Source organism: Billgrantia tianxiuensis (genome assembly GCF_009834345.1).
Lineage (GTDB): Bacteria > Pseudomonadota > Gammaproteobacteria > Pseudomonadales > Halomonadaceae > Halomonas > Halomonas tianxiuensis.
The window spans coordinates 2,283,604-2,305,992 of sequence record NZ_CP035042.1 but is presented as its reverse complement, the minus strand read 5'-3'; the positions used below and the strand labels follow the sequence as shown (position 1 = coordinate 2,305,992).

The window sequence follows — 22,389 nt, the reverse complement described above, 5'->3', positions numbered from 1 at the left end:
TCGCCCCGCTTTGGGCAACACACCAGATGAGGGCCCCAACGTGCTTGAAGCCTATCGCCAACATGTCGAAGAACGCGCCGCCGAGGGCGTCCCGCCGAAGCCCCTGAATGCCGAACAGGCCGCCGCGCTGGTCGAACTGCTGAAGAACCCGCCTGCCGGCGAGGAGGAGTTCATCCTCGACCTGCTGACGAACCGCGTTCCCCCGGGCGTCGACGAGGCCGCCTACGTCAAGGCCGGCTTCCTCACCGCCATCGCCAAGGGCGAGGCGCAATCGCCGTTGGTCGACAAGGTACATGCCGTCAAGCTGCTGGGCACCATGCAGGGCGGCTACAACATCGCCACTCTGGTCGAGCTGCTGGACGACAGCGAACTGGCCAAGGAAGCCGGCGAGCAGCTCAAGCACACCCTGCTGATGTTCGATGCCTTCCATGATGTGGAAGAGCGCGCCAAGGCCGGCAACGCCGTGGCCAAGGACGTGCTGCAGTCCTGGGCCGACGCCGAGTGGTTCCTGTCCAAGCCGGCGCTGGCCGAGAAGATCAGCCTCACTGTGTTCAAGGTGCCGGGCGAGACCAACACCGACGACCTCTCCCCGCGCCTGACGCCTGGTCGCGCCCCGACATCCCACTGCATGCCAACGCCATGCTCAAGAACGAGCGCGAAGGCATCGTGCCTGAAGTGCCCGGTACCACCGGCCCGCTCAAGCAGATCGAAGAGGTGAAGGCCAAGGGCTTCCCGGTCGCCTACGTGGGCGACGTGGTCGGCACCGGTTCCTCGCGCAAGTCGGCCACCAACTCCGTGCTGTGGTTCTTCGGCGACGACATCCCCAACGTGCCCAACAAGCGCGCCGGCGGTTTCTGCTTCGGCGGCAAGATCGCCCCGATCTTCTTCAACACCATGGAAGACGCTGGCGCCCTGCCCGTCGAGATGGACGTCTCCAAGCTCGAAATGGGCGACGTGATCGACGTCTACCCCTACGAAGGCAAGGTGTGCAAGCACGGCACTGATGAAGTGGTCTCGACCTTCGAGCTCAAGACTCAGGTGATCCTCGACGAAGTGCGTGCCGGCGGCCGTATTCCGCTGATCATCGGCCGCGGCCTGACCGGCAAGGCACGCGAGGCGCTGGGCCTGCCCCAGTCCGACGTGTTCCGCCTGCCCGAGCAGCCCAAGGACACCGGCAAGGGCTTCACCCTGGCCCAGAAGATGGTCGGCAAGGCCTGCGGCATGGAGGGCGTACGCCCGGGCATGTACTGCGAGCCGAAGATGACCACCGTGGGCTCCCAGGACACCACCGGCCCGATGACCCGTGACGAGCTCAAGGACCTGGCCTGCCTGGGCTTCCAGGCCGACCTGGTGATGCAGTCGTTCTGCCACACCGCCGCCTATCCGAAGCCGGTCGACGTGGAGACCCATCACACCCTGCCCGACTTCATCATGAACCGCGGCGGCGTCTCGCTGCGCCCGGGCGACGGTATAATCCACAGCTGGCTGAACCGCATGCTGCTGCCCGACACCGTGGGCACCGGCGGCGACTCGCACACCCGCTTCCCGCTGGGCATCTCGTTCCCGGCCGGCTCAGGCCTGGTTGCCTTTGCCGCCGCCACCGGCGTGATGCCACTGGACATGCCGGAATCGGTGCTGGTGCGTTTCAAGGGCAAGCGCCAGCCGGGCGTCACCCTGCGCGACCTGGTCCATGCCATCCCCTACTACGCCATCCAGGAAGGCCTGCTGACCGTCGAGAAGTCGGGCAAGAAGAACATCTTCTCCGGCCGCGTGCTGGAGATCGAGGGCCTCGAGGATCTCACCGTCGAGCAGGCCTTCGAGCTCTCCGACGCCTCCGCCGAGCGCTCCGCCGCGGGCTGCACCATTACCCTGGGGGAGGAAAGCGTCACCGAATACCTGAAGTCCAACATCACCCTGCTCAAGTGGATGATCGCCAACGGCTACGGTGACAAGCGCACCATCGAGCGCCGTATCCTGGCGATGGAGGAGTGGCTGGCCAACCCGAGCCTGATGCGCGCCGACAAGGACGCCGAATACGCCGCGGTGATCGAGATCGACCTGGCCAATCTCAAGGAGCCGGTGCTGTGCGCCCGAACGACCCGGACGACGCCCGCCTGCTCTCCCAAGTGGCCGGCGAAAAGATCGACGAGGTCTTCATCGGTTCGTGCATGACCAACATCGGTCACTTCCGCGCTGCGGGCAAGCTGCTCGAGAAGCAGCCCGCCGGTAGCCTGAAGACTCGTCTGTGGCTGGCCCCGCCGACCAAGATGGACCAGCACCAGCTGACCGAAGAGGGCTACTACGGTATCTACGGTCGCGCCGGCGCGCGCATGGAGATGCCGGGCTGCTCGCTGTGCATGGGCAACCAGGCCCGCGTCGCCGCCAAGAGCACCGTGGTCTCCACCTCCACCCGCAACTTCCCCAACCGCCTGGGCGACGGCGCCAACGTCTACCTGGCCTCGGCGGAGCTGGCCGCAGTGGCTGCGGTGGAAGGTCGCCTGCCGAGCGTCGAGGAGTACCAGCGGTACATGGGCGAATTCGACGCCATGGCCGGGGAGATCTATCGTTACATGAACTTCCATGAGATCGAGGAGTATCAGAACGCCGCTTCCAACGTGATTCCGGTCGCTCAGGAAGCCTGATACCCCCGGGTTCTGATAGCATCAGGTTCGACTCCGATGCTCGCAACATCGATGGTGCCTTGCAGAAGGCACCGGAGCCGATGAACGAAGCGCCCTCCCACGAGGGCGCTTTTTTTATAAGCCTTTGTATTAACTCACCTTAATGTCGCCACGAAGCGACGCCTCGCTACGATTCTTTACCTGCCCCACCTTGAGAGCCGCTCCCGGCGAGTCTAACTTTAAAAAGCCTTCGTGCGCTGGCGGCATGGAGCCGTCCAGGCATGAGAATAAGAGGGATTCGAGAGGCCAAGGGACATTCAAGGAGTCAGAACATGTCGAAGAGAACACTCCTCACCGCAACGCTCGCCTCCACCACGCTGCTTTTCGTCACTGGAGCACAGGCCCAGACCAACGATCCATATGAACGCTACGCCTATCTGGGTCTCGGTACCGGCTTCAGTTCGCTGGAAAACGACCGCGAGGAGGTGGACAACTTCATCGAAAGCGGGGGTCGCAATTTCAGCGTTGACGACGACGACAACGTCTGGAAGGGCTTTGCCGGCTACCAGTTCAACCGCTATCTGGCAGTGGAAGCCTTCTACGCCGACCTGGGGCGCGTACGCTTGCGCGGTACCGACGGAGCCAGCACCGATCTAGAGTCGACCGCCTACGGCGCCAGCCTTGTTGGTCAGCTCCCCGTCACGACCTGGTTCACCCCATTCGCCAAGGTCGGCGCAGCCAGTTGGGAGACGGAGGTGAAAGGCAATCTGGGCGATGCCGAACTCGACCTTCAGGACAATGACGGCTTCGATCCGGTCTATGGTCTCGGTGCCCAGTTCAACTTCAATCCGGTGCTGATCCGAGCCGAATACGAGCGCTACGATTTCGATAGCGACTACACCATCGATACCTTCACGGCCTCGGTAGGGCTGCGCTTCTAGTCAGTCCCACTTCGCGCCATCCACCTGCCCCTCCGGCACCGGACCATGCCCGGTGCCGGCGATCTCAGACGAACCGACGAAAGCCACCCACGACCGAGTGTGGCATCATGTTTGGGCTTTCCACTCTCGTCGGCAAGGAACCCCCATGAGTGCCATCATCACGCCCGATATCTGCGATGCCCATCCGGAAGTTCAGGTTCTCGATCCGATCTTCATCAATTTCGGCGGTCGGGACGCCTTCTGCGGGCCGATTCGCACGGTCAAGTGCTTCGAGGATAACTCCCTAGTCAAGCAGGCAGTCAGCGAGCCTGGCGAAGGTGCCGTGCTGGTGGTCGATGGCGGCGGTTCCCAGCGCTGCGCCATGCTCGGCGACATGTTGGCCGAGCAGGCCGTGGACAATGGCTGGTCCGGTGTCGTCATGTACGGCTGCGTGCGCGATGTGGATGTCCTGGCCGAAACCGACCTGGGCGTGCAGGCGCTGGGGGCTCACCCGCGCAAGAGCGAGAAACGTGGCGAGGGTAGCCGCGACGTGGCCGTCACCTTTGCCGGCGTGACCCTGCGGCCGGGCCAGTGGCTCTACGCCGACAACAACGGCATCGTGGTGGCCGAGACGCGCCTGCCGCTCGACAGCTGATCGGCACGCACGGCGGCACTTGCTCTTCATGCGGCGGCGATGCCACGCTAATGGCATGAGCCTTCACCGAGAGCCTGCAGATCGATGACGTCATTAGGCGTGGATGTGCTACGCAGCCTGCGAGAGCATCTGCGTCCGCTGGTGGCGTACCATCTGTTCTTCACCCTGCTCGCCTCCAGCCTGCTGCTGCCGGCCGTGGCCTGGACGCTGACCAGCCTGCTCAGGCGCTTCGACCGCCCGGTCATCACCAATGCCGAACTGCTCAACCTGCTGCTCAGCCCGGGAGGAATCCTGTGGCTCTTGGCCGCGATCGGCCTGACGTTTCTGCTGCTCTACCTTCAGCAGGCCGGCATGATCCTGGTGGCGATCAAGCGCCGCGACAACCATTACCGGCTAGCCTTCATCGCCCTCTGGCAAACCTTGCGCCGCCTGCCCGCCCTGGCTGGGCTGGTGGTACTGCAAGTGGGGGCGCATCTGCTGCTGCTGCTACCTGTGGCACTGTTGCTGGGCTGGCTCTATGAGCTGATCATCGGCGGACTCGATCCCTACTACGTCATGCGCATGCGTCCACCGGCGCTGTGGTATTTCCTGGCGGCGGCGGCACCGGTTGCCTTCGCCTGGGCGCTGATCGCCGCTTGGCTCTATGTCCGCTGGATCCTGGCATTGCCGGTGGCCACGCTGGAAAATCTTTCCGCCCCCGCAGCTCTCAAGCGCAGCCGGGAGCTGACCCGCGGGCAGCGCGGCAAGGTCGCCTTGGTGGTGATCTCCGTGCTGCTGGTCATCGTTGCCTTGCCTTTCGCCACCAGCACCCTCTTCGATCGCGTCTTCACGCCCATGCTATGGTGGCTGCCGGAACGCAATGCGGTACTGATCCCCGCCATGCTGGCCTACATGACCGGTTATGTCCTCGTCACGCTGGCCATTACCTTCATCGGCATTGCGGCAAACTCACTGCTCTCGGCCTGTCTCTACCTGCGCCTGGCGCACCGTGAACCTCGTCCCGCCCCACCACCACCCGACGCCCACCCGGGGCGCCTGGCCTGGGGGGTCGAGCTAGCCGTCCTGCTCTTTGCCGTGGCCCAGGCCTGGTGGATCGTCAATAGCTTCGAGCTGCGTGACGACGTGACGATCATCGCGCATCGCGGCAGTTCCGTGGCCGCGCCCGAAAATACCCTGGCGGCGATCGAGCAAGCGATCGAGGACCGCGCCCACTACGTCGAGATCGATGTTCGTCTGACGGCCGATGGCGAGGTGGTGCTCTATCACGACCGCAGCCTGCAACGCCTGACGGGAGACCCACGCAATCTGCAGGAAATGACGCTGGAAGAGCTGCGCACATTTGACGTCGGCAGTTGGTTTGGCGACGCCTTCGTCGGCGAGCGCATCCCCACCCTCGACGAGGCCTTCGCCGCGGTACGCGGCAGCAGTGCCCTGATGATCGACATGAAGCCGGATCCCGGGGCCGAAGCCGCGCTGGTGGAAGCCGTGCTGGCCGCGCTACAGCGGGAAACCGAAGCGCGGCGCACCTGTCTGACGCGAGTCGCCCCGGCCGAGGCATCGCGCTGCGGCAACCCAAATGTGGCCGGAGAGACTCGCCTCGCCGTCATGTCGGCCAGCGTGCTGGAGATGATCAAGGAGCGGGAGCCTGACCTGCGCGTGACCCTGCTGGCCCAACTGGTCATGCCGGGCACCTTGGATCGACGCAGTTTCGATGCGCTGGGACTGCGCCACAACCGCATCACCGAGAACGAGATCCGGCTGGCGCGGGAGCTGGGCTACGAAGTGCACGCCTGGACGGTGAACGACCGCGCCCGCATGTCGCAGATGATCGATCTGGGAGTGGACGCGATCATTACCGATCATCCGGATCGTCTCGCCGAACTCATCGAGGAGCGTGGCGAACTCAGCGACGGTGCGATCCTGCTGGTGAAATTGCGCAATTGGCTGCGACGCTGACGAGTGGCGCCCGCGGGCGCCATTCGCCGAAACCTCGACTCGCCCATGAGTTTCTACTCGCCCATCACCACGCCTTCACGACGCGGGTCGGCGCCGCCGAAGAAACCCTCTTCGGTGCGCTGGATCGCCTGCAAGCCGCTTGTCAGCTCGCGCTCGCTGGCCTCGTGACCCAGCTCGTTGAGCGCCTCGATCACCTCGGCGGGGAAGCGTCCTTCCTCCAGGTAAGCCGGCCCGCCCAGGTGATGGCGTGAGGCAGGTTGAGCGCCTCTTGAGCATCCAGCCCCCAGTCGAGCATGGCAACAAGCGCTTTGGCGGTGTAGTGAATGATTGCCGCTCCGCCCGGCGAGCCGAGGCTGGCAACGAGTTCACCGCTGTCGCGATCGAACACCAGCGTCGGGCTCATGCTGGAACGCGGCCGCTTGCCGGCCTCGACACGGTTGGCGATCGGCGAGCCATCGCTGTCCAACGGCCGGAACGAGAAATCGGTCAGCTCGTTGTTGAGCAGATAGCCCCCGCCAGGCCGGTACCACCATCGGCCATGATACGTGAGCCGAACGCCGCCTCGATGGTCGTGGTCATGGCCACGGCATTGCCCTCTTCATCGACGATGCTGATATGGCTGGTACCGTACTCGGGCTGCAAGGGCTGCACGGCCCAGGCCATTTCCACCTCGCCGGGGTTGCCTGCTTCGGCCCCGTCGGGGCCCATGCTCTGCTCGCCTATCAACTCGGCGCGCTCGGCCAGGTACTCTTCGTCGAGCATGCTGTTCCAGTCGCCCCCGGGAGGATTGACGAAATCGGGGTCGGCAATGAATTTGCCGCGATCGGCGAATGCCAACCGCGATGCCTCGAGGAAACGATGCAGCCACTCGACGCTTGGCCGATCTTCGTCCAGCGGCTCGTCGAGTTCCGGCAAGTGCTCCATGACCCCCAGGATCTGCATGATGGTGAGGTGTCCCGACGAGGGCGGTGGGAAACCGCAGACCCGATACGCCTGCCAGTCGGTGCACAGCGGATCTCGCTCCTTGGCGACATAGGTCGCCATGTCCTCCAGGCTGATCGCTCCCGGGCGCACGGGATGGTTCTGCACGCGCTGTACCAGATCCTCGGCAATCGATCCGGTATGCAGCGCCTTGCTGCCGTTCTCGGCGACTTCCCTCAGGATGGCGGCCAATGCCGGGTTCACGAGGCGATGTCCCTGGGGCAGGGGCTCACCCTCCTCGGTGTAGTAAAAGGCACCACCGAGCGGATCGTCGCGCAGCCGCTCTTCGGCGGCAAGGCTCGTATGCAAGCGCGGGCTGACCTCGAAGCCTTCCTCCGCCAGGGTGATAGCCGGAGCGAACAGCTCTGCCCAAGGCAACTTGCCATGCTTCTCGTGAGCCATCTCGAGCATGCGCACGGTGCCTGGAACGCCAACGGAGAGGCCACTGGCCGCCGCATCCATGAACTCCAGGGGCTCGCCCCCACCATTCAGGAACAACGATTCGCTGGCGGCGCGGGGAGCGGTCTCACGGCCATCGTAGGCCTTCACTTCGCTGCCGTCGTAATGCATCAGGAATGCCCCGCCGCCGATTCCGCTCGACTGGGGCTCCACCAAGGTAAGGACCATCTGTACGGCAATGGCGGCATCCACCGCCGAGCCGCCCGCCTTGAGCACCTGATAGCCGGCATCGGTGGCCAGCGGGTTGGCAGCCGCCACGGCAAAGCGCTCGGTACTCCAGCCGGGCTTCTCCTGGTAGCCGGAAGCGGCTTCCGGTTCGATGGCCGGAGCTTCATACTGAAAGGCCACCTCGGCAGTCGCCATCAGCGGCATGCTCAACGCGCTGACGGAGATAACGAAAGCTAACCAGCGCCTACGCCAGGAAACTGAACGATTGTCCATTTGAGTGCCCCTCGGTAACTCCATGTAAGAGGTGTACAGCATAGGCGAAAAAAAGCCCGATTGAGAGGCCTCAATCGGGCAAGTTTGTAACGTTAAGCGGAATTAACTACGCCAATGTCTCACCCGCCAGCATGAACCAGGTTTCCAGCACCGCATCGGGGTTCAACGACACCGAATCGATGCCCTGCTCCATGAGCCACTTGGCCAGGTCGGGATGATCGGACGGACCCTGCCCGCAGATCCCGACGTACTTGCCTTGGGCCTTGCAGGCCTGGATGGCCATGGCCAGCAGACGCTTCACCGCCGGGTTACGCTCATCGAACAGGTGCGCCACGATGCCCGAGTCGCGATCCAGACCGAGCGTCAATTGGGTCAGGTCGTTGGAGCCGATCGAGAAGCCGTCGAAGTGCTCGAGGAACTCCTCGGCCAGCAGCGCATTGGCCGGCAGCTCGCACATCATGATCACCTTGAGCCCGTTGTCGCCACGCTTGAGCCCGTTGGCCGCCATCAGCTCGACCACCTCGCGCGCCTCGTCGGTGGTCCGCACGAACGGCACCATTATCTCGACGTTGTCGAAGCCCATCTCGTCACGCACCCGCTTGAGCGCACGGCACTCGAGCTCGAAGCAGGGGCGGAAGGCATCCGAGATGTAGCGGGAGGCGCCGCGGAAGCCGAGCATGGGATTCTCTTCGCCCGGCTCGTAGAGCTTGCCGCCGATCAGGTTCTCGTATTCGTTCGACTTGAAGTCGGATAGCCGCACGATCACCCGCTGGGGGTGGAACGCCGCCGCCAGGGTCGAGATGCCCTCGACCAGCTTGTCGACGTAGAAGTCCACGGGGCTGGCATAGCCGGCGGTGCGCAGGTTGATAGTCTGCTGGAGATCCAGTGGCAGCGTGTCGTACTCGAGCAACGCCTTGGGGTGCACACCGATCATGCGATTGATGATGAACTCCAGGCGAGCCAGACCGACGCCGGCGTGCGGCAGGCTGGCGAAGCTGAAGGCACGATCGGGGTTGCCGACGTTCATCATGATCTTGAACGGGATCTCGGGCATCGAGTCGACGCTGGTGACGCGACGGTCGTAGTCGAGCAGCCCCTCGTAGACATGGCCGGTGTCGCCCTCGGCGCAGGAGACGGTGACATCGCGGCCGTCCTCGAGGATCTCGGTGGCGTCGCCACAGCCAACCACCGCCGGGATGCCCAGCTCGCGGGCGATGATCGCCGCGTGACAGGTACGGCCGCCGCGGTTGGTGACGATCGCCGAGGCGCGCTTCATGATCGGCTCCCAGTCGGGATCGGTCATGTCGGTGACCAGCACGTCGCCGGCGTTGACCTTGTCCATCTCTTCCGGGGTGAACACGATCTTCACCGCACCACGACCGATGCGCTGGCCGATGGCGCGGCCGCTCACCAGAGTGCGCCCCTTCTCCTTGAGGTGGAAGCGCTCCAGCTTGCCCCCTTCCTGCTGCGAAACCACGGTTTCCGGACGCGCCTGGACGATGTAGAGCTCGCCGTCATCGCCGTCGAGCGCCCACTCGATGTCCATCGGCCGGCCGTAGTGCTCTTCGATGGTCACCGCCTGGCGCGCCAGGGCCATCACCTGATCGTCGCTGATGCAGAAGCGCGCGCGATCCTTGAGCGGCACGTCGACAGTGGAGACCGACTTGCCGGCGCTGGCATCGTCGCTGTAGATCATCTTGATCAGCTTGGAGCCAAGGTTGCGGCGCAGCACCGCCGGGCGCCCCGCGGCCAGGGTCGACTTGTGCACGTAGAACTCGTCGGGATTCACCGAGCCCTGTACTACTGTCTCGCCCAGGCCCCAGGAAGCGGTGACGAACACCGCCTCGCGATAGCCCGATTCGGTGTCGAGGGTGAACATCACGCCGGACGCACCGGTCTCGGAGCGCACCATCTTCTGGATGCCCGCCGACAGCGCCACGTTCTCGTGGGCATAGCCGCGATGCACACGGTAGGAGATGGCACGGTCATTGAACAGCGAGGCGAACACCTCGTGCACGGCACGCTTGACGTTGTCGAAGCCCTCGATGTTGAGGAAGGTCTCCTGCTGCCCGGCGAATGAAGCGTCCGGCAGGTCCTCGGCGGTAGCCGAACTGCGCACCGCCACCTTGAGGTTGGGATGCTGGCTGGCAAGTTTGTCGTAGGCGCTACGCAGGTGCGTCTCGAAGGTGGGCGGCAGCGGAGTATCGATCACCCACTGGCGAATCTGGGCGCCGACCCGGGCAAGTTCGCTGACATCGTCGACGTCGAGTCGTGCCAGGGCCTGGTTGATCCGCTCGTTGAGCCCTTCATGGGCGAGGAATTCACGATAGGCATGGGCGGTGGTGGCAAAGCCGCCAGGGACGGTGACGCCGGCTCCCGAAAGGTTGGAGATCATCTCGCCGAGCGAGGCGTTCTTACCGCCCACCCGCTCCACATCGTCCATGCCGAGTTGATCGAACCACAGGATGTAATCTTCCACGTAACCCCCTTTGATTTTCGTTGCCGAGGCCCTGCCGCCGTTGCGCCGCTTGCGCTTGCCGATTTCTCGGGCAGAGCCGCCTCAGGCGAAAAACGCAATGCTGCCCACCTTAAACGCAAGCGGCCATATTCGCCATTGGTCTAACATCGAAGTCACTGGAGGTTTTTTACAACAACGGCACGATTTGCGCGTTTTCTGTAGTCGGGACAGGCGGCAAGGCAGCTCCGCCTTGCCGCCAACGACACCAGCCACGACAATAGGTGGTCCAATCGTAATGGACCTTGCCGACGCCATGTCCCGTACCGCCTTCTTCATCTCCGACGGCACCGGCATCACTGCCGAGAGCCTGGGCCGTAGCCTGCTTGCGCAGTTCGAGAACGTTGACCTGCGCATGCTGACCAAGCCCTACATCGATACCATCGACAAGGCCCGCACCCTGGTCGAGATCATCGAAAACACCGCCGTCCGCGATGGCGAGCAGCCGATCATCATCGACACCATCGTCGATGAGTCCATCCGCGAAGTGATCCGCAGCGCACCGGGCTTCAAGGTGGACATCTTCTCCACCTTCCTCAAGCCACTGGAGAAAGAACTCGGCACCCACTCGAGCTACACCGTGGGCCGCACGCACTCCATCGGTCAGGATGAGGTCTACATGGACCGCATCCACTCGGTCCACTTCGCCCTGGACAACGACGACGGGGCCCGCACCCACCAGTACGACCAGGCCGACGTGATACTGGTCGGCGTGTCGCGCTGCGGCAAGACGCCCACTTCGCTCTACCTGGCCCTGCAGTTCGGCATTCGCGCCGCCAACTATCCGCTCACCGAAGACGATCTCGACGAAGACGGAACCCTGAAGCTGCCTCGCGCCCTCGCCCAATACCGCCACAAGCTGTTCGGGTTGACGATCGACCCGCGCCGGTTGGCCGCGATTCGCCACGAGCGGCGGCCCAATAGCCGCTACAGCTCGCTGGACCAGTGCGTACAGGAAGTGGAACAGGCCGAAGGACTCTACCGCCAGATGCACATTCCCTACATCGACACCACGCGCTTCTCGGTGGAAGAGATCTCGACCCGCATGATTGCCGAGACGGGGCTGACGCGACGCTTCTCGCCGCGCTGAACGAGAGAGCCACGCCATGCTCAAGCTGTTCGTTGGTGTGCTGATCCTGATATCGCTGCTGGCCGGCGGACCGCTCTACATGTGGGGGTTCGGGGATATCGACACCCGCGGCGACTGGCGCAGTGCCGACCGCAGCAGCATGGGACTGGCGCCCGACCCGAGCCAGACCCACGAAGCGGTGGTACAGGTCTACTCGGCGCGGGCCTTCAACTGGCGCGGCATCTTTGCCGTACACGCCTGGGTGGCCACCAAGCCGGAAGGAGCCGCAAGCTATACGCTGCATCAGGTGACGGGCTGGGGTCGTCCCGCGCTCTCCTCGCGCGTCGGCATGCCCGACCGCGCCTGGTTCGGCAGCTCGCCCACCCTGCATGCCACACTGTGCGGCAGCACCGCCGAGCGCGCCATCGAGCGCATCGAGACCCTGCTGCCGGACTACCCCTATCGCGACCGTTACCGCGCCTGGCCTGGCCCCAACAGCAACACCTTCGTGGCCTGGCTGATCCGCGAGGTACCCGAGCTCTCCGTGACACTGCCCTCCAGTGCCATCGGCAAGGACTACCTGGGCGGGGGCGTATTCGCCGCCACCCCAGCGGCACGGGGGTACAGTTCTCACTTGGCGGCGTGCTGGGTGCTGCCATCGGGTTGCAGGAGGGGGTCGAATTCAATCTCGCCGGCCTGGTACTTGGCATCGATCCGGCAGCGCTCGGCGTCAAGCTGCCCGGCGTCGGCACGCTGGGCCTGCTGCCTTCCGCCCATGGCCAGGCCTTGGGACAGTGCCCGGCCCCCACGGCCGCCTGAGCCTATCGCACGCGCCGGCACGCTAGCGCACGATGCCCTCGCGCCGCAGGCGAGCGATATCGTCGGCGGTCAGGCCCATCTCGGCGAGTATCGTGTCGCTGTCCTGGCCCAGCCGGGGCGGGGCCACCTCGCTCAGTGCAGGCTCGCTGTCGAAGCGCAGCGGACAGGCCACCTGAGGCACGTCGAGTTCGCCACGCTTGAGCGAACGCTGCATGCCGCGGTGTTTCACTTGAGGGTCGTCGAACACTTCAGCAATGGTGTTGATCGGCCCGGCGGGAATGCCTCGCGCCTCCAGTTCGGCCAGCCACTCGTCGCGCCGACGGGTGAGGAAGATCGACTGGATCAGAGATACCAACTGCTCACGATTGCCCACCCGGGCAGCATTGGTGGCATAAGCCGCATCCCGGGCCCACTCAGGATGGCCCAGCAGCTCAGCCAGGCGTGAGAACTGGGCGTCGTTGCCCACGGTGAGCACCAGATGCCCATCAGCACAGGCAAAGGCCTGGTAAGGCACGATGTTGGGGTGGGCGTTGCCGTGACGCTCGGGCGACACCCCGCTGACCAGGGCGTTGAGCGCCTGGTTGGCGAGCGCCGCTACCTGCACGTCGAGCAACGCCACGTCGACGTGCCGCCCTTGCCCGGTGCGCACACGCTCGTACAGTGCCGCCAGCACGCCGATGGTGGCATATAGCCCCGTCATCACGTCGGTAATGGCCACGCCGGTTTTCATCGGCATGCCTTCCGGCTCGCCGCCGATGCTCATCAGCCCGCCCATGGCCTGGATCATGAAGTCGTAGCCGGCGCGGTGCGCATAGGGGCCATCCTGGCCGAAGCCGGTGATGGAACAACCGATCAGCCGTGGGTTGAGCGCCTTCAGGCTGGCGTAGTCGAGGCCGTACTTGGCCAGGCCGCCGACCTTGAAGTTCTCGAGCATGACGTCGGCACCGGCGGCGAGCTGGCGGATCAGCGCCTGACCCCGCTCGCTCGCAACGTCCACTGCCAGCGACTGCTTGCCGCGGTTGGCGCACAGGAAGTAGGCCGCCACGCGCTCGACCTCATCCTCAGCGGCCAGCCATGGCGGCCCCCAGCCGCGAGTGTCGTCACCGCGTTCTGGATGCTCGATCTTGATCACCCGCGCCCCGAGGTCGGCGAGCAGTTGGCCGGCCCAAGGGCCGGCCAGTACCCGCGACATGTCGAGCACCGTGATGCCTTCAAGAGGTCCACTCATCTTGAGATCCTTGCTCACTCGGGGCTGATCCGGCAACAAGCCTTCGGGGAGGCACTGTGAATACATCCCTGTACGCTACCGACGCCATCCCTGGCGTAGGACCTCCCCTTCGACTTGTTACCGACGCCCCTCGTTGGCTCAATTGTGTGAATGACCTTTCAACCGGAGAAAGCCTGAATACCTGTCTGCGCCCTACCCAGGATCAGCGCATGCACGTCATGGGTGCCCTCGTAGGTATTGACCGCCTCGAGGTTCATCATGTGGCGAATCACATGGTACTCGTCGGCAATGCCGTTACCGCCGTGCATGTCGCGGGCGACGCGGGCGATGTCGAGCGCCTTGCCGCAGTTGTTGCGCTTGATCAGCGAGATCGCCTCCGGCACCAGTTGGCCCGCGTCGATCATGCGGCCCACCCGCAGCGCCGCCTGCAGGCCCAGGGCGATCTCGGTCTGCATGTCGGCGAGCTTCTTCTGGATCAGCTGATTGGCGGCCAGCGGGCGGCCGAACTGCTTGCGATCCAGGGTGTACTGGCGGGCGGCGTGCCAGCACGCCTCGGCGGCGCCCATGCTGCCCCAGGCGATGCCGAAGCGGGCGCGGTTCAAACACGAAAACGGTCCCTTGAGTCCGGTCACGCCCGGCAGGCGCTGCTCGTCGGAGACTTCCACGTCCTGCATGGCGATCTGCCCGGTAATGGAGGCACGCAGGCTGAACTTGCCCTCGATCTTGGGCGCCGAGAGCCCCTTCATCCCCTTCTCGAGGATGAAGCCGTTGACCACGCCTTCCTCGTCACGCGCCCAGACCACGAAGACATCGGCGATGGGCGAGTTGGTGATCCAGGTCTTGGTGCCGTTGAGGCGCCAGCCGTTCTCGGTGCGCACGGCGCGGGTGGACATGCCGCCCGGGTCGGAGCCGTGGTCCGGCTCGGTGAGGCCGAAAGCCCCTACCCACTCGCCGGTGGCCAGCTTGGGCAGGTACTTCTCGCGCTGGGCTTCGCTGCCGAAGGCGTGGATGGGATACATCACCAGGCTCGACTGCACGCTCATGGCACTGCGGTAGCCGGAGTCGACGCGCTCCACTTCGCGGGCAATCAGGCCATAGCTGACATAGTTCATGCCGGCGCAGCCGTAACCATCAATGGTGGCGCCGAGCAGGCCCAACTCGCCCATCTCGTTCATGATCTCACGGTCGAAGCGCTCATGGCGGTTGGCCTCGAGCACGCGCGGCATCAGCTTGTCCTGGCAGTAGTCGTGGGCGGTTTGCAGGACCATGCGCTCGTCTTCGTCGAGCTGGTCGATCAGGCGGAATGGGTCTTCCCAAGTGACGGGGGTGATCTGGCTCATGGTGACTCTCCTGAAATAATTTCTACATTTTCGTCGAATGTAGACCAATAAGAGAGCAATGCCAACCCCCGCCGTGCTTTTTTCTCACCCCCTGTGAGCGTGACCTGATGCATCCGCATGCATGGCATCGAGCCGCCGGCGAAGCGCGCGCCACGCCACCAGCCCCACCAGTACATTGGCCAGAAACAAGCCGACGAAGATGCCCTGGGTGCTACCCAGCACACCCCCCAGCCAGGCTAGCGGCACCGTGAGCAGGAACAGCCGGATCACCGAGAGACGCATGGCGCGCGCGGGCTCATGCAGCGCATTGAAAGACGACACCGCCAGAATGACCACGCCCTGGGCGCCCAGGCCCAGCGGCACCCACCACAGGAAGCTGCGCAGTACCTCGGCCATCTCGTCGCCCGTGGCATAGCTGGCCATCAGCCAGGGGGCGAGCAGCTGCAGCAGCAGCCAGACGCCGAACTGCCACGCCAGCACGAAGGCGAAGCAACCGAAGATGGCCCGCCGCACACGCTCGTGCTGCCCAGCCCCGGCGTTCTGACTGACCAGCGGCGGCAGGGTCATCGAAAGCGCCAGCACGCCGATCTGGGCGATGGCCTCGATGCGTGTACCCACGCCATAGCCCGCCACCGCATGGTGGCCATGCCCGGCGACGATGCGTGTGACCAGCGCCAGGGCCAGCGGCGTGAAAACGCTGGTGATCGCCGCCGGCACGGCAATACGGCCCAACTCACGCCACGACGCCATCAACCCGCTCGGTGTGAGATGGCGCAGGTCGAGACACTCGCGCAGCTCGCGCTGGAAGAACAGCGCCGCGGTCATGGCGCTCCAGCTCAGCACCGTAGCCAGGGCTGCGCCCTGTACGCCCAGCGCCGGCAGCGGCCCCACGCCGAAGATCAGCAGCCAGTCGAGCAGTCCGTTGAGCAGCGCGGCCAGTGCCATCATCAGCCCGGGGATCAGGGTGTTGCCCTGGGCGCGCAGCACGCTGTTGAGCACTCTTGGCACGATCACCGCCGCCGCGCCCAAGTACCAGATGCCCATGTAGTCGCGGATGTGCGGCATCAGTGCGGCGTCGGCTCCGAGCAGGCGGAACAGCGGCTCGAGGGTGGTCAGGCCCAGCACGCTCAGCAGCACCCCGACCGCCAGCGCCAGCAGCGCGGCATCCGTCGCCCTTCGCCGCACCGTGTCGTGATCGCCCCGCCCCAATAGCCGCGCCACCACTGCCGAGGTGCCGATGCCCAGGCCGATGGCCAGGCTGATCACCGCGAACACGACGGGAAACGTGAACGACACCGCCGCCAGTGGCTGCGGCCCCAGCCGCGCGATGAACCAGGTATCGACCAGGTTGAAGCTCATCATGGCGATCATGCCGCCCACGACGGGAAGGCACTTGCGCAGCAGGGTCAGGGCAATGGGACCTTCGAGCAGCTCACGCCGCATGGGGCGTCGCGAGCCGCCTTCAGCCGTGGAAGGCGACGTTGGCATGGGACCTCGAAACGAGAAACGGGCACAAGATTGTGCCCGTTTCTCGCCAAGCTGCCAAAAGGGGGTTCAGCTCTCCTCGCCCGAGCGGTAAAGCTTCTGAATACTGGAAAAGTCCAGCCCGCCGTTGCCCTGGGCCGCGTGCAGCGCAAACAGGTTGCGCGCCTGGGAGCCCATCGGCACCGTGGCCTTGCAGCCCAGCGCCAGCTCCCACGCCAGCCCGAGATCCTTGGCCATCAGGTCGGTGAGGAAACCGCCTTGGTAGTCGCGCGAGGCAGCGGAGCCCTCCATCACCCCGGGCCAGGGGTTGTAGACGTTGAGCGCCCAGTTGCCGCCGCTGCTCTGCTTCATGATCTCTGAGAGCACGGCGGGGTCAAGGCCGTTCTTGACCCCAGGGCCAGGGCCTCGGCGGTGCCGCTCATGAGGATGCCGAGCAGCATGTTGTTGCAGATCTTGGCCACCTGCCCGGCGCCGATCTCACCGGCGTGGAAGATGTTCTTGCCCATGCCTTCCAGCACCGGCCTGGCCTGCTCGAAGCCGGCCTGGCTGCCACCGACGATGAAGGTCAGGGTGCCGGCCTGGGCGCCACCCACGCCGCCGGAGACCGGGGCATCGAGGTAGGTCAGTCCGCGCTCGGCGGCAGCCTCGCCCACGGTGCGTGCATCCTGCGGCGAAATGGTGGAGGCGTCGATAATCAGCGGCTTGCCTTCGAGTGCATCGAACAGTCCCGACGAGTCCGACTGACCGATGTAGAGGCGGCGAACGTGCTGGCCGGCCGGCAGCATCGAGATGACCACCTCGGCCCCGCGGGTCGCGTCCTCGGCACTGGCACCGGCCCGGGCTCCGGCCTCTTCGAGGCGCCGCATGGCGGAATCGACCAGGTCGAAAACGCTGACCTCATGGCCGGCCTTGACCAGATTGAGGGCCATCGGGGCACCCATGTTGCCCAGGCCGATAAAGGCGATTTTCATGCGAGCTGCTCCTGATTGTCGTTATGAAAGAAAATGCGTCGTTCGGTCACTGACTCCGCTTGTCGCGACCGAGGTCGCGCAGCGGGTGCTCCTCCTCGCTCCATAGCGGCGCCAGCAGTGCCTGGAGGTCCGCCTCGGGAACGCGAGCAACGCTTTCGTGCTGCCACTTGGGGCTCTTGTCCTTGTCGATCAGCAGGGCCCTGACACCCTCGGCGATATCGCCCCGCCGGCAGCACTGCACCGAGAGGTTCAACTCTTCGCGGAAAGCATCGGCCAGGCTGGTGTGGCGATGTCGTTCGAGCATGCGCCAGACCAGATGGGCGCTTAGTGGGCTACCGGCCTCGAGCCGCTTGCGGTTGGCCGCAAGCCAGGCGTCGTCACGGCGATCCTCGAGGATACGTGCGACCGCGGCGACGGCATCGACCTGTCCGACCAGCGCCTGAAGATGATCGAGCAGCGGCGCCACCTGCGGCGCGGGAGCCTGGTCGCGCGCCTCGAGTTCGTCGAGGACCCGCTGCACTCCGGCCTGCAGTTCGCGGGGGCTGCGCGTGCCGTAATCGGTCTCGCCCAGCGCTTCCAGCAAGGCCTCACGCCGCTCGCGCGGCACGAAATGATCGGCCAGCCCCAGGTCGAGCGCATCGCGGGCATTGAGCTGGCCCCCGGTGATGCCCAGGTAGGCGCCAACGCCCGGCGGCATGCGATTGAGGAACCAACTGGCGCCGATGTCCGGATAAAGGCCGATGGTGATCTCGGGCATGGCGATTAGCGTGGTCTCCGTCACCAGACGCCGCGACGCTCCTGCCATGAGCCCTAGGCCGCCCCCCATGACGATGCCGTCACCCCACACCAGGATCGGCTTGGGATAGGTGTGAATGCGGTAATCGAGGCGATATTCCGTGGTGAAGTAGGTCTCGGCAAAGAGGCTGTCGCGCCCAGCGCCGGGATCGTCGCCCTCCTCGGTCATTGAACGGTACAGCGCTACCACGTCGCCGCCGGCGCAGAACGCCTTTTCACCGGCCCCCTCCAGCCATACCGCGACGATACTGCGGTCCACCGCCCAGGCCTCGAGCTTGGCGTCGAGCTGTCGCGCCATCTCCAGCGACAGGGCGTTGAGCGACTTGGGCGAGTTGAGGGTGGCGACACCGATCCGCCCACCGTCGCGGGTCGGCAGCTCATCGAAGATGACCGCTAGCTCCGTCATGCCTGCTTTCTCCTTATGCTCATAGCCGCTAATGCTCATTGCAACGCTTCGATCACGCCGTCCGCCAGCAGGCGGCGAGCCACGATCACACGCATGATCTCGTTGGTGCCCTCGAGAATCTGGTGCACGCGGGTGTCGCGCACCATGCGCTCCAGGGGAAACTCCCTCAAGTAACCATAACCGCCATGCAGCTGCAGCGCCTCGTTGCAGACGCTGAAGCCCATGTCGGTGGCGAAGCGCTTGGCCATGGCGCAGTAGGCCGTGGCTTCCGGATCGCCCTGGTCGAGGCGCCAGGCGGCGTGACGAACCATCAGCCGGGCCGCCGCCAGTTCGGTCGCCATGTCGGCCAGCTTGAACTGCAGCGCCTGGAATTGCGCCAGTTCACGGCCGAACTGCTTGCGCTCTTGCAGGTAATTTCGCGACAAGGTCAGCGCATGCTGAGCGGCGCCCAGCGAACAGCTGGCGATATTCAGCCGGCCGCCGTCAAGCCCCTTCATCGCCAGCTTGAAGCCTTCACCCTCTTCGCCCAGCCGGTTGCCCACCGGCACGCGCACGCCGTCGAAGCTGATCAGCCGTGTGGGCTGGCTCTTCCAACCCATCTTCTCTTCGTTCTTGCCATACTCGATGCCTGCGGCATCCGCCGGCACCAGGATCGCCGACACTCCCCCGGCCCCGCTGTCGGGCGCACCGGTACGCGCCATGACCACCAGCACGTCATTGGCCCCGGCACCGGAGATGAACATCTTGGAGCCGCTGATGACATACTCGTCGCCCTCACGCACGGCCTTGGTCCGCAGGCTGGCGGCATCCGAACCGGAACCCGGCTCGGTCAGGCAGTAGCAGCCCAGGCACTCGCCGCTGATCAGACGCTCGACCCAGCTTTCGCGCAGTGCCTCATTGCCCCAGCTGGCCACCATCCAGGCCACCATGTTGTGGATGGTAAGATAGGCGGTCGTCGAGATGCAGCCCTGAGAGAGCTGCTCGAAGATCAGCGAGGCATCGAGCCGCGACAGCCCCAGGCCGCCACGCTCTTCGGGGATGTAAATGCCAAGGAAGCCCGCTTCTCCCGCCCGGCGGATGACATCGACCGGGAAGTGGGAGGTGGCGTCCCATTCGGCGGCGTGGTCGGCCAGCTCCGCCCGCGAAAAATCCGCGGCGGCCTGCACGAGCGCCTTCTGATCGTCGGTTAGGGAGAAATCCATTGCGCTGTCCTCTGAATGTTGGGCGGACCGTTCGTCCAGCAAAAGATGGCTGGCATTGCCATGCAGACCTGGCCTGCTCGCCAACCAACCTAGCACTTGCTAGGTTTTATCGCATACCTCCCTTGGTCGACAACCACTTTACGTTAACGTTAACGTCGTCTAGTGTTGCGATTAGTGGAGGACACCGCACGACGGCCCGTCCAACTCATAGGAAAAACAGCGATGAGCACATCCAAAGCGGAAGCTACCACCCGGTCAACGGCAGCCTGACACGCCAGCGTCGTACCTATTCGATAGGCGAATTGGCCCGGATGTTCGAGGTGACCCCGCGCACCATCCGCTTCTATGAGCAGGAAGGGCTGTTGGCGCCGGAGCGTCGCGGCCAGACCCGCATCTATCACGAGAAGGATCGGGTTCGTCTCAAGCTGACCCTGCGCGGCAAACGCCTGGGCTTCTCGCTGGCCGAGATCCGCGAGGTCATCGAGATGTACGACGCCATGCCCGACGGCAACGCTCGGCAGCTCAAGCGCCTGCTGGAGATCCTGGCAGACAAGCGCAGCAACATGGAGCGCCAGCTGGAGGACATTCGCCTGATGCAGCGCGAACTCGATGATGTGGAAATGCGCGCCCGCGAGGTGCTCGAGCGCCTCGGCCAGGACTAGGTTTCGCCATCGGACAAGCCCACTCCATGGCCGCCGCAACGTGACGTCCCGACCACGCCGTTCAACGGATGGGCGCCCAGCCACGGCGCCCATCGGCAATCGACTACCGCAGCCAACTGCACAACAAGACGGGTAATACGATGACACGCCAAGCACTTCAAGAACGCGTCCCGAACAGTTACGTCAGCGGCATCAGCGATACGCCACTCAAGGGCGAAACCATCGGCGACTGCTTCGACGCGACCGTGGCACGCTTTCCCGATGGCGAGGCCCTGCTCAGCCTGCATCAGGGGCTGCGCTACACCTGGAAAGAGCTGCAGCAGGCGGTGAACCAGGCCGCCCGGGCCATGCTCGCGCTGGGCGTGAAGAAAGGCGACCGGGTTGGCATCTGGTCACCCAACTGCGCCGAATGGACCATCACCCAGTTCGCCACGGCGAAGATCGGCGCCATCCTGGTCAATATCAATCCCAGCTACCGCACCCATGAACTCGAATACGCGCTCAAGCAGTCCGGCACTTCCACGCTGATCCTGCAGGGCAAGTTCAAGACCTCCGACTATGTCGCCACCTTAGCGGAGCTGGCGCCCGAGTTGCGTGACGGCGCACCGTCCACCTTCTCCTGCGCCAAGCTGCCCGAACTCAAGCGCGTGGTATGCCTCGACGCCGACCGCGCCTTGACCGGCATGTTCAGCTGGCAGAGCATGCTGGCCCATGCCGACGAGGTCTCGGAAGAACACCTTGCCGACGTCCAGGCCACGCTGCAGTTCGACGAGCCGATCAACATCCAGTACACCTCGGGCACCACCGGGGCGCCCAAGGGAGCCACCCTCTCCCACCACAACATCCTCAACAACGGTTTCTTCGTCGCCCGCACCATGGGCTTCTCCGAGAAGGACCGCCTGGTGATCCCGGTACCGCTCTACCACTGCTTCGGCATGGTGATGGGCAACCTGGGCTGCATGACCCACGGTGCCACCATGATCTATCCGGGCGACGGCTTCGACCCGGAGGCCACCCTCAAGGCGGTATCGGACGAGAAGGCCACGGCGCTTTACGGCGTGCCGACCATGTTCATCGCCGAGCTGGAACACCCCGACTTTGCCCAGTACGACCTCTCCACCCTGCGCACCGGCATCATGGCGGGCTCGATCTGCCCCATCGAGGTGATGCGCAAGGTCATCGACAAGATGCACATGGAGGACGTGACCATCTGCTACGGGATGACCGAAACCAGCCCGGTCAGCTTCCAGACCCAGACCGACGCCCCGCTGGACAAACGCGTGACCACGGTGGGCACCATCCACCCCCATCTCGAGGTCAAGCTGGTCAGCCCCGAGACCGGTGCGGTGGTGCCCCGCGGCGAGACCGGCGAGCTGTGCACCCGAGGTTACAGCGTGATGCTCGGCTACTGGAACAACGAGGAGGCCACCGCCAAATCCATCGATAGCGCCGGCTGGATGCATACCGGCGATCTCGCCACCATGGACGAAGAAGGCTATGTGGCCATCGTCGGCCGCATCAAGGACATGATCATTCGCGGCGGCGAGAACATCTACCCGCGCGAGATCGAGGACTTCCTCTACACCCACCCATCCATCTCCGACGTCCAGGTGATCGGCGTGCCCGACGAAAAATACGGCGAGGAGGTCATGGCCTGGGTCAAGCTCGGCGAGGGCCAGAAGCTCACTGCCGACGAGCTCAAGGAGTTCTGCAAGGGCAAGATCGCCCACTACAAGATCCCGCGCTACGTGAAGTTCGTCGACGAGTTCCCGATGACCGTCACCGGCAAGATCCAGAAGTTCAAGATGCGCGAGGAAGCCACCCACGAGCTGGGCCTGGCCTGAACCGCTGACCAGGCGACGCC

16 protein-coding genes and 3 pseudogenes are annotated in these 22,389 nt (G+C 64.7%); 9 read left to right on the top strand and 10 right to left on the bottom strand.

The features are described 5' to 3' along the window. Nucleotides 1–40: 40 nt before the first annotated feature. From acnB to EKK97_RS10760, 4 genes and pseudogenes are all read left to right on the top strand, one after another. Nucleotides 41–2,642 (top strand): annotated as a pseudogene (gene acnB / locus EKK97_RS10775) (bifunctional aconitate hydratase 2/2-methylisocitrate dehydratase). A gap of 311 nt (nucleotides 2,643–2,953) precedes the next feature. Next, on the top strand, nucleotides 2,954–3,562 hold the full coding sequence (locus EKK97_RS10770) for a porin family protein (RefSeq protein ID WP_159551778.1): 609 nt from the start codon (nucleotides 2,954–2,956) through the stop codon (nucleotides 3,560–3,562). Between the two features lie 145 nt (nucleotides 3,563–3,707). Beyond that, complete coding sequence (gene rraA / locus EKK97_RS10765) at nucleotides 3,708–4,196, top strand: ribonuclease E activity regulator RraA (protein WP_159551776.1); 489 nt, start codon at nucleotides 3,708–3,710, stop codon at nucleotides 4,194–4,196. An 84-nt stretch (nucleotides 4,197–4,280) separates the two neighbouring features. Continuing rightward, nucleotides 4,281–6,152 (top strand): glycerophosphodiester phosphodiesterase family protein, encoded by a 1,872-nt coding sequence (locus EKK97_RS10760; RefSeq protein WP_159551774.1) that lies wholly within the window; start codon nucleotides 4,281–4,283, stop codon nucleotides 6,150–6,152. A 53-nt stretch (nucleotides 6,153–6,205) separates the two neighbouring features. Here EKK97_RS10760 and EKK97_RS25800 read toward each other — a convergent pair whose 3' ends face one another. The 4 genes from EKK97_RS25800 to ppsA form a co-directional block, all read right to left on the bottom strand. Then, nucleotides 6,206–6,346: a hypothetical protein gene (locus EKK97_RS25800; RefSeq protein WP_236551427.1), complete on the bottom strand. Its 141-nt coding sequence runs from the start codon at nucleotides 6,344–6,346 to the stop codon at nucleotides 6,206–6,208. Beyond that, complete coding sequence (locus EKK97_RS25795) at nucleotides 6,343–6,642, bottom strand: gamma-glutamyltransferase (protein ID WP_340162978.1); 300 nt, start codon at nucleotides 6,640–6,642, stop codon at nucleotides 6,343–6,345. Before EKK97_RS25795 ends, EKK97_RS25800 begins: the two co-directional genes overlap by 4 nt. Further along, nucleotides 6,639–7,955 carry a gamma-glutamyltransferase family protein gene (locus EKK97_RS10755; protein ID WP_340162956.1) on the bottom strand — a complete coding sequence of 439 codons (1,317 nt, stop codon included), beginning with the start codon at nucleotides 7,953–7,955 and terminating at the stop codon, nucleotides 6,639–6,641. The genes EKK97_RS25795 and EKK97_RS10755 overlap by 4 nt, the downstream gene beginning before the upstream one ends. Before the next feature lie 184 nt (nucleotides 7,956–8,139). Then, nucleotides 8,140–10,512: a phosphoenolpyruvate synthase gene (gene ppsA, locus EKK97_RS10750; RefSeq protein WP_159551772.1), complete on the bottom strand. Its 2,373-nt coding sequence runs from the start codon at nucleotides 10,510–10,512 to the stop codon at nucleotides 8,140–8,142. Between the two features lie 292 nt (nucleotides 10,513–10,804). Between ppsA and ppsR the strand changes: the two genes are divergently transcribed. From ppsR to EKK97_RS25785, 3 genes and pseudogenes are all read left to right on the top strand, one after another. Beyond that, a complete protein-coding gene (ppsR, locus tag EKK97_RS10745; protein ID WP_159555764.1) occupies nucleotides 10,805–11,638 on the top strand; it encodes a posphoenolpyruvate synthetase regulatory kinase/phosphorylase PpsR in 834 nt (277 codons plus the stop codon). Nucleotides 11,639–11,654: 16 nt separating this feature from the next. Further along, nucleotides 11,655–12,137 (top strand): annotated as a pseudogene (locus EKK97_RS25790) (DUF3750 domain-containing protein); the annotation flags it as partial. 122 nt (nucleotides 12,138–12,259) lie between these two features. Further along, nucleotides 12,260–12,436: a hypothetical protein gene (locus EKK97_RS25785; RefSeq protein WP_340162992.1), complete on the top strand. Its 177-nt coding sequence runs from the start codon at nucleotides 12,260–12,262 to the stop codon at nucleotides 12,434–12,436. A 22-nt stretch (nucleotides 12,437–12,458) separates the two neighbouring features. On the opposite strand, the gene EKK97_RS10735 is transcribed toward EKK97_RS25785, so the two are convergent. From EKK97_RS10735 to EKK97_RS10710, 6 genes and pseudogenes are all read right to left on the bottom strand, one after another. Next, nucleotides 12,459–13,664 carry a CaiB/BaiF CoA transferase family protein gene (locus tag EKK97_RS10735; protein ID WP_159551770.1) on the bottom strand — a complete coding sequence of 402 codons (1,206 nt, stop codon included), beginning with the start codon at nucleotides 13,662–13,664 and terminating at the stop codon, nucleotides 12,459–12,461. 158 nt (nucleotides 13,665–13,822) lie between these two features. Next, nucleotides 13,823–15,004, bottom strand: coding sequence for an acyl-CoA dehydrogenase (locus tag EKK97_RS10730; protein ID WP_159551768.1), 1,182 nt, complete (start codon nucleotides 15,002–15,004; stop codon nucleotides 13,823–13,825). An 84-nt stretch (nucleotides 15,005–15,088) separates the two neighbouring features. Further along, nucleotides 15,089–16,492, bottom strand: coding sequence for an MATE family efflux transporter (locus tag EKK97_RS10725; RefSeq protein WP_234286306.1), 1,404 nt, complete (start codon nucleotides 16,490–16,492; stop codon nucleotides 15,089–15,091). Between the two features lie 66 nt (nucleotides 16,493–16,558). Further along, a pseudogene (mmsB, locus tag EKK97_RS10720) lies at nucleotides 16,559–17,460 on the bottom strand (3-hydroxyisobutyrate dehydrogenase). Between the two features lie 46 nt (nucleotides 17,461–17,506). Continuing rightward, on the bottom strand, nucleotides 17,507–18,661 hold the full coding sequence (locus EKK97_RS10715; protein ID WP_159551766.1) for an enoyl-CoA hydratase/isomerase family protein: 1,155 nt from the start codon (nucleotides 18,659–18,661) through the stop codon (nucleotides 17,507–17,509). A 35-nt stretch (nucleotides 18,662–18,696) separates the two neighbouring features. After that, complete coding sequence (locus EKK97_RS10710) at nucleotides 18,697–19,863, bottom strand: acyl-CoA dehydrogenase family protein (protein WP_159551764.1); 1,167 nt, start codon at nucleotides 19,861–19,863, stop codon at nucleotides 18,697–18,699. Between the two features lie 311 nt (nucleotides 19,864–20,174). Here EKK97_RS10710 and EKK97_RS10705 point away from each other — a divergent pair, with 311 nt between their 5' ends. Further along, nucleotides 20,175–20,525 carry a MerR family transcriptional regulator gene (locus EKK97_RS10705; protein ID WP_159551762.1) on the top strand — a complete coding sequence of 117 codons (351 nt, stop codon included), beginning with the start codon at nucleotides 20,175–20,177 and terminating at the stop codon, nucleotides 20,523–20,525. Nucleotides 20,526–20,665: 140 nt separating this feature from the next. Next, nucleotides 20,666–22,369, top strand: coding sequence for an AMP-binding protein (locus EKK97_RS10700; protein WP_159551760.1), 1,704 nt, complete (start codon nucleotides 20,666–20,668; stop codon nucleotides 22,367–22,369). The last annotated feature ends 20 nt before the right edge of the window (nucleotides 22,370–22,389 follow it).

Excerpts from the sequence above, each read along its gene's own strand:
- EKK97_RS10770 (WP_159551778.1), top strand. The coding sequence starts at position 2,954 with ATGTCGAAGAGAACACTCCTCACCGCAACGCTCGCCTCCACCACGCTG.
- rraA (WP_159551776.1), top strand. The coding sequence starts at position 3,708 with ATGAGTGCCATCATCACGCCCGATATCTGCGATGCCCATCCGGAAGTT.
- EKK97_RS10760 (WP_159551774.1), top strand. The coding sequence starts at position 4,281 with ATGACGTCATTAGGCGTGGATGTGCTACGCAGCCTGCGAGAGCATCTG.
- EKK97_RS10755 (WP_340162956.1), bottom strand. The coding sequence starts at position 7,955 with ATGGCGACTGCCGAGGTGGCCTTTCAGTATGAAGCTCCGGCCATCGAA.
- ppsR (WP_159555764.1), top strand. The coding sequence starts at position 10,805 with ATGTCCCGTACCGCCTTCTTCATCTCCGACGGCACCGGCATCACTGCC.
- EKK97_RS10735 (WP_159551770.1), bottom strand. The coding sequence starts at position 13,664 with ATGAGTGGACCTCTTGAAGGCATCACGGTGCTCGACATGTCGCGGGTA.
- EKK97_RS10730 (WP_159551768.1), bottom strand. The coding sequence starts at position 15,004 with ATGAGCCAGATCACCCCCGTCACTTGGGAAGACCCATTCCGCCTGATC.
- EKK97_RS10725 (WP_234286306.1), bottom strand. The coding sequence starts at position 16,492 with ATGCCAACGTCGCCTTCCACGGCTGAAGGCGGCTCGCGACGCCCCATG.
- EKK97_RS10715 (WP_159551766.1), bottom strand. The coding sequence starts at position 18,661 with ATGACGGAGCTAGCGGTCATCTTCGATGAGCTGCCGACCCGCGACGGT.
- EKK97_RS10710 (WP_159551764.1), bottom strand. The coding sequence starts at position 19,863 with ATGGATTTCTCCCTAACCGACGATCAGAAGGCGCTCGTGCAGGCCGCC.
- EKK97_RS10705 (WP_159551762.1), top strand. The coding sequence starts at position 20,175 with ATGTTCGAGGTGACCCCGCGCACCATCCGCTTCTATGAGCAGGAAGGG.
- EKK97_RS10700 (WP_159551760.1), top strand. The coding sequence starts at position 20,666 with ATGACACGCCAAGCACTTCAAGAACGCGTCCCGAACAGTTACGTCAGC.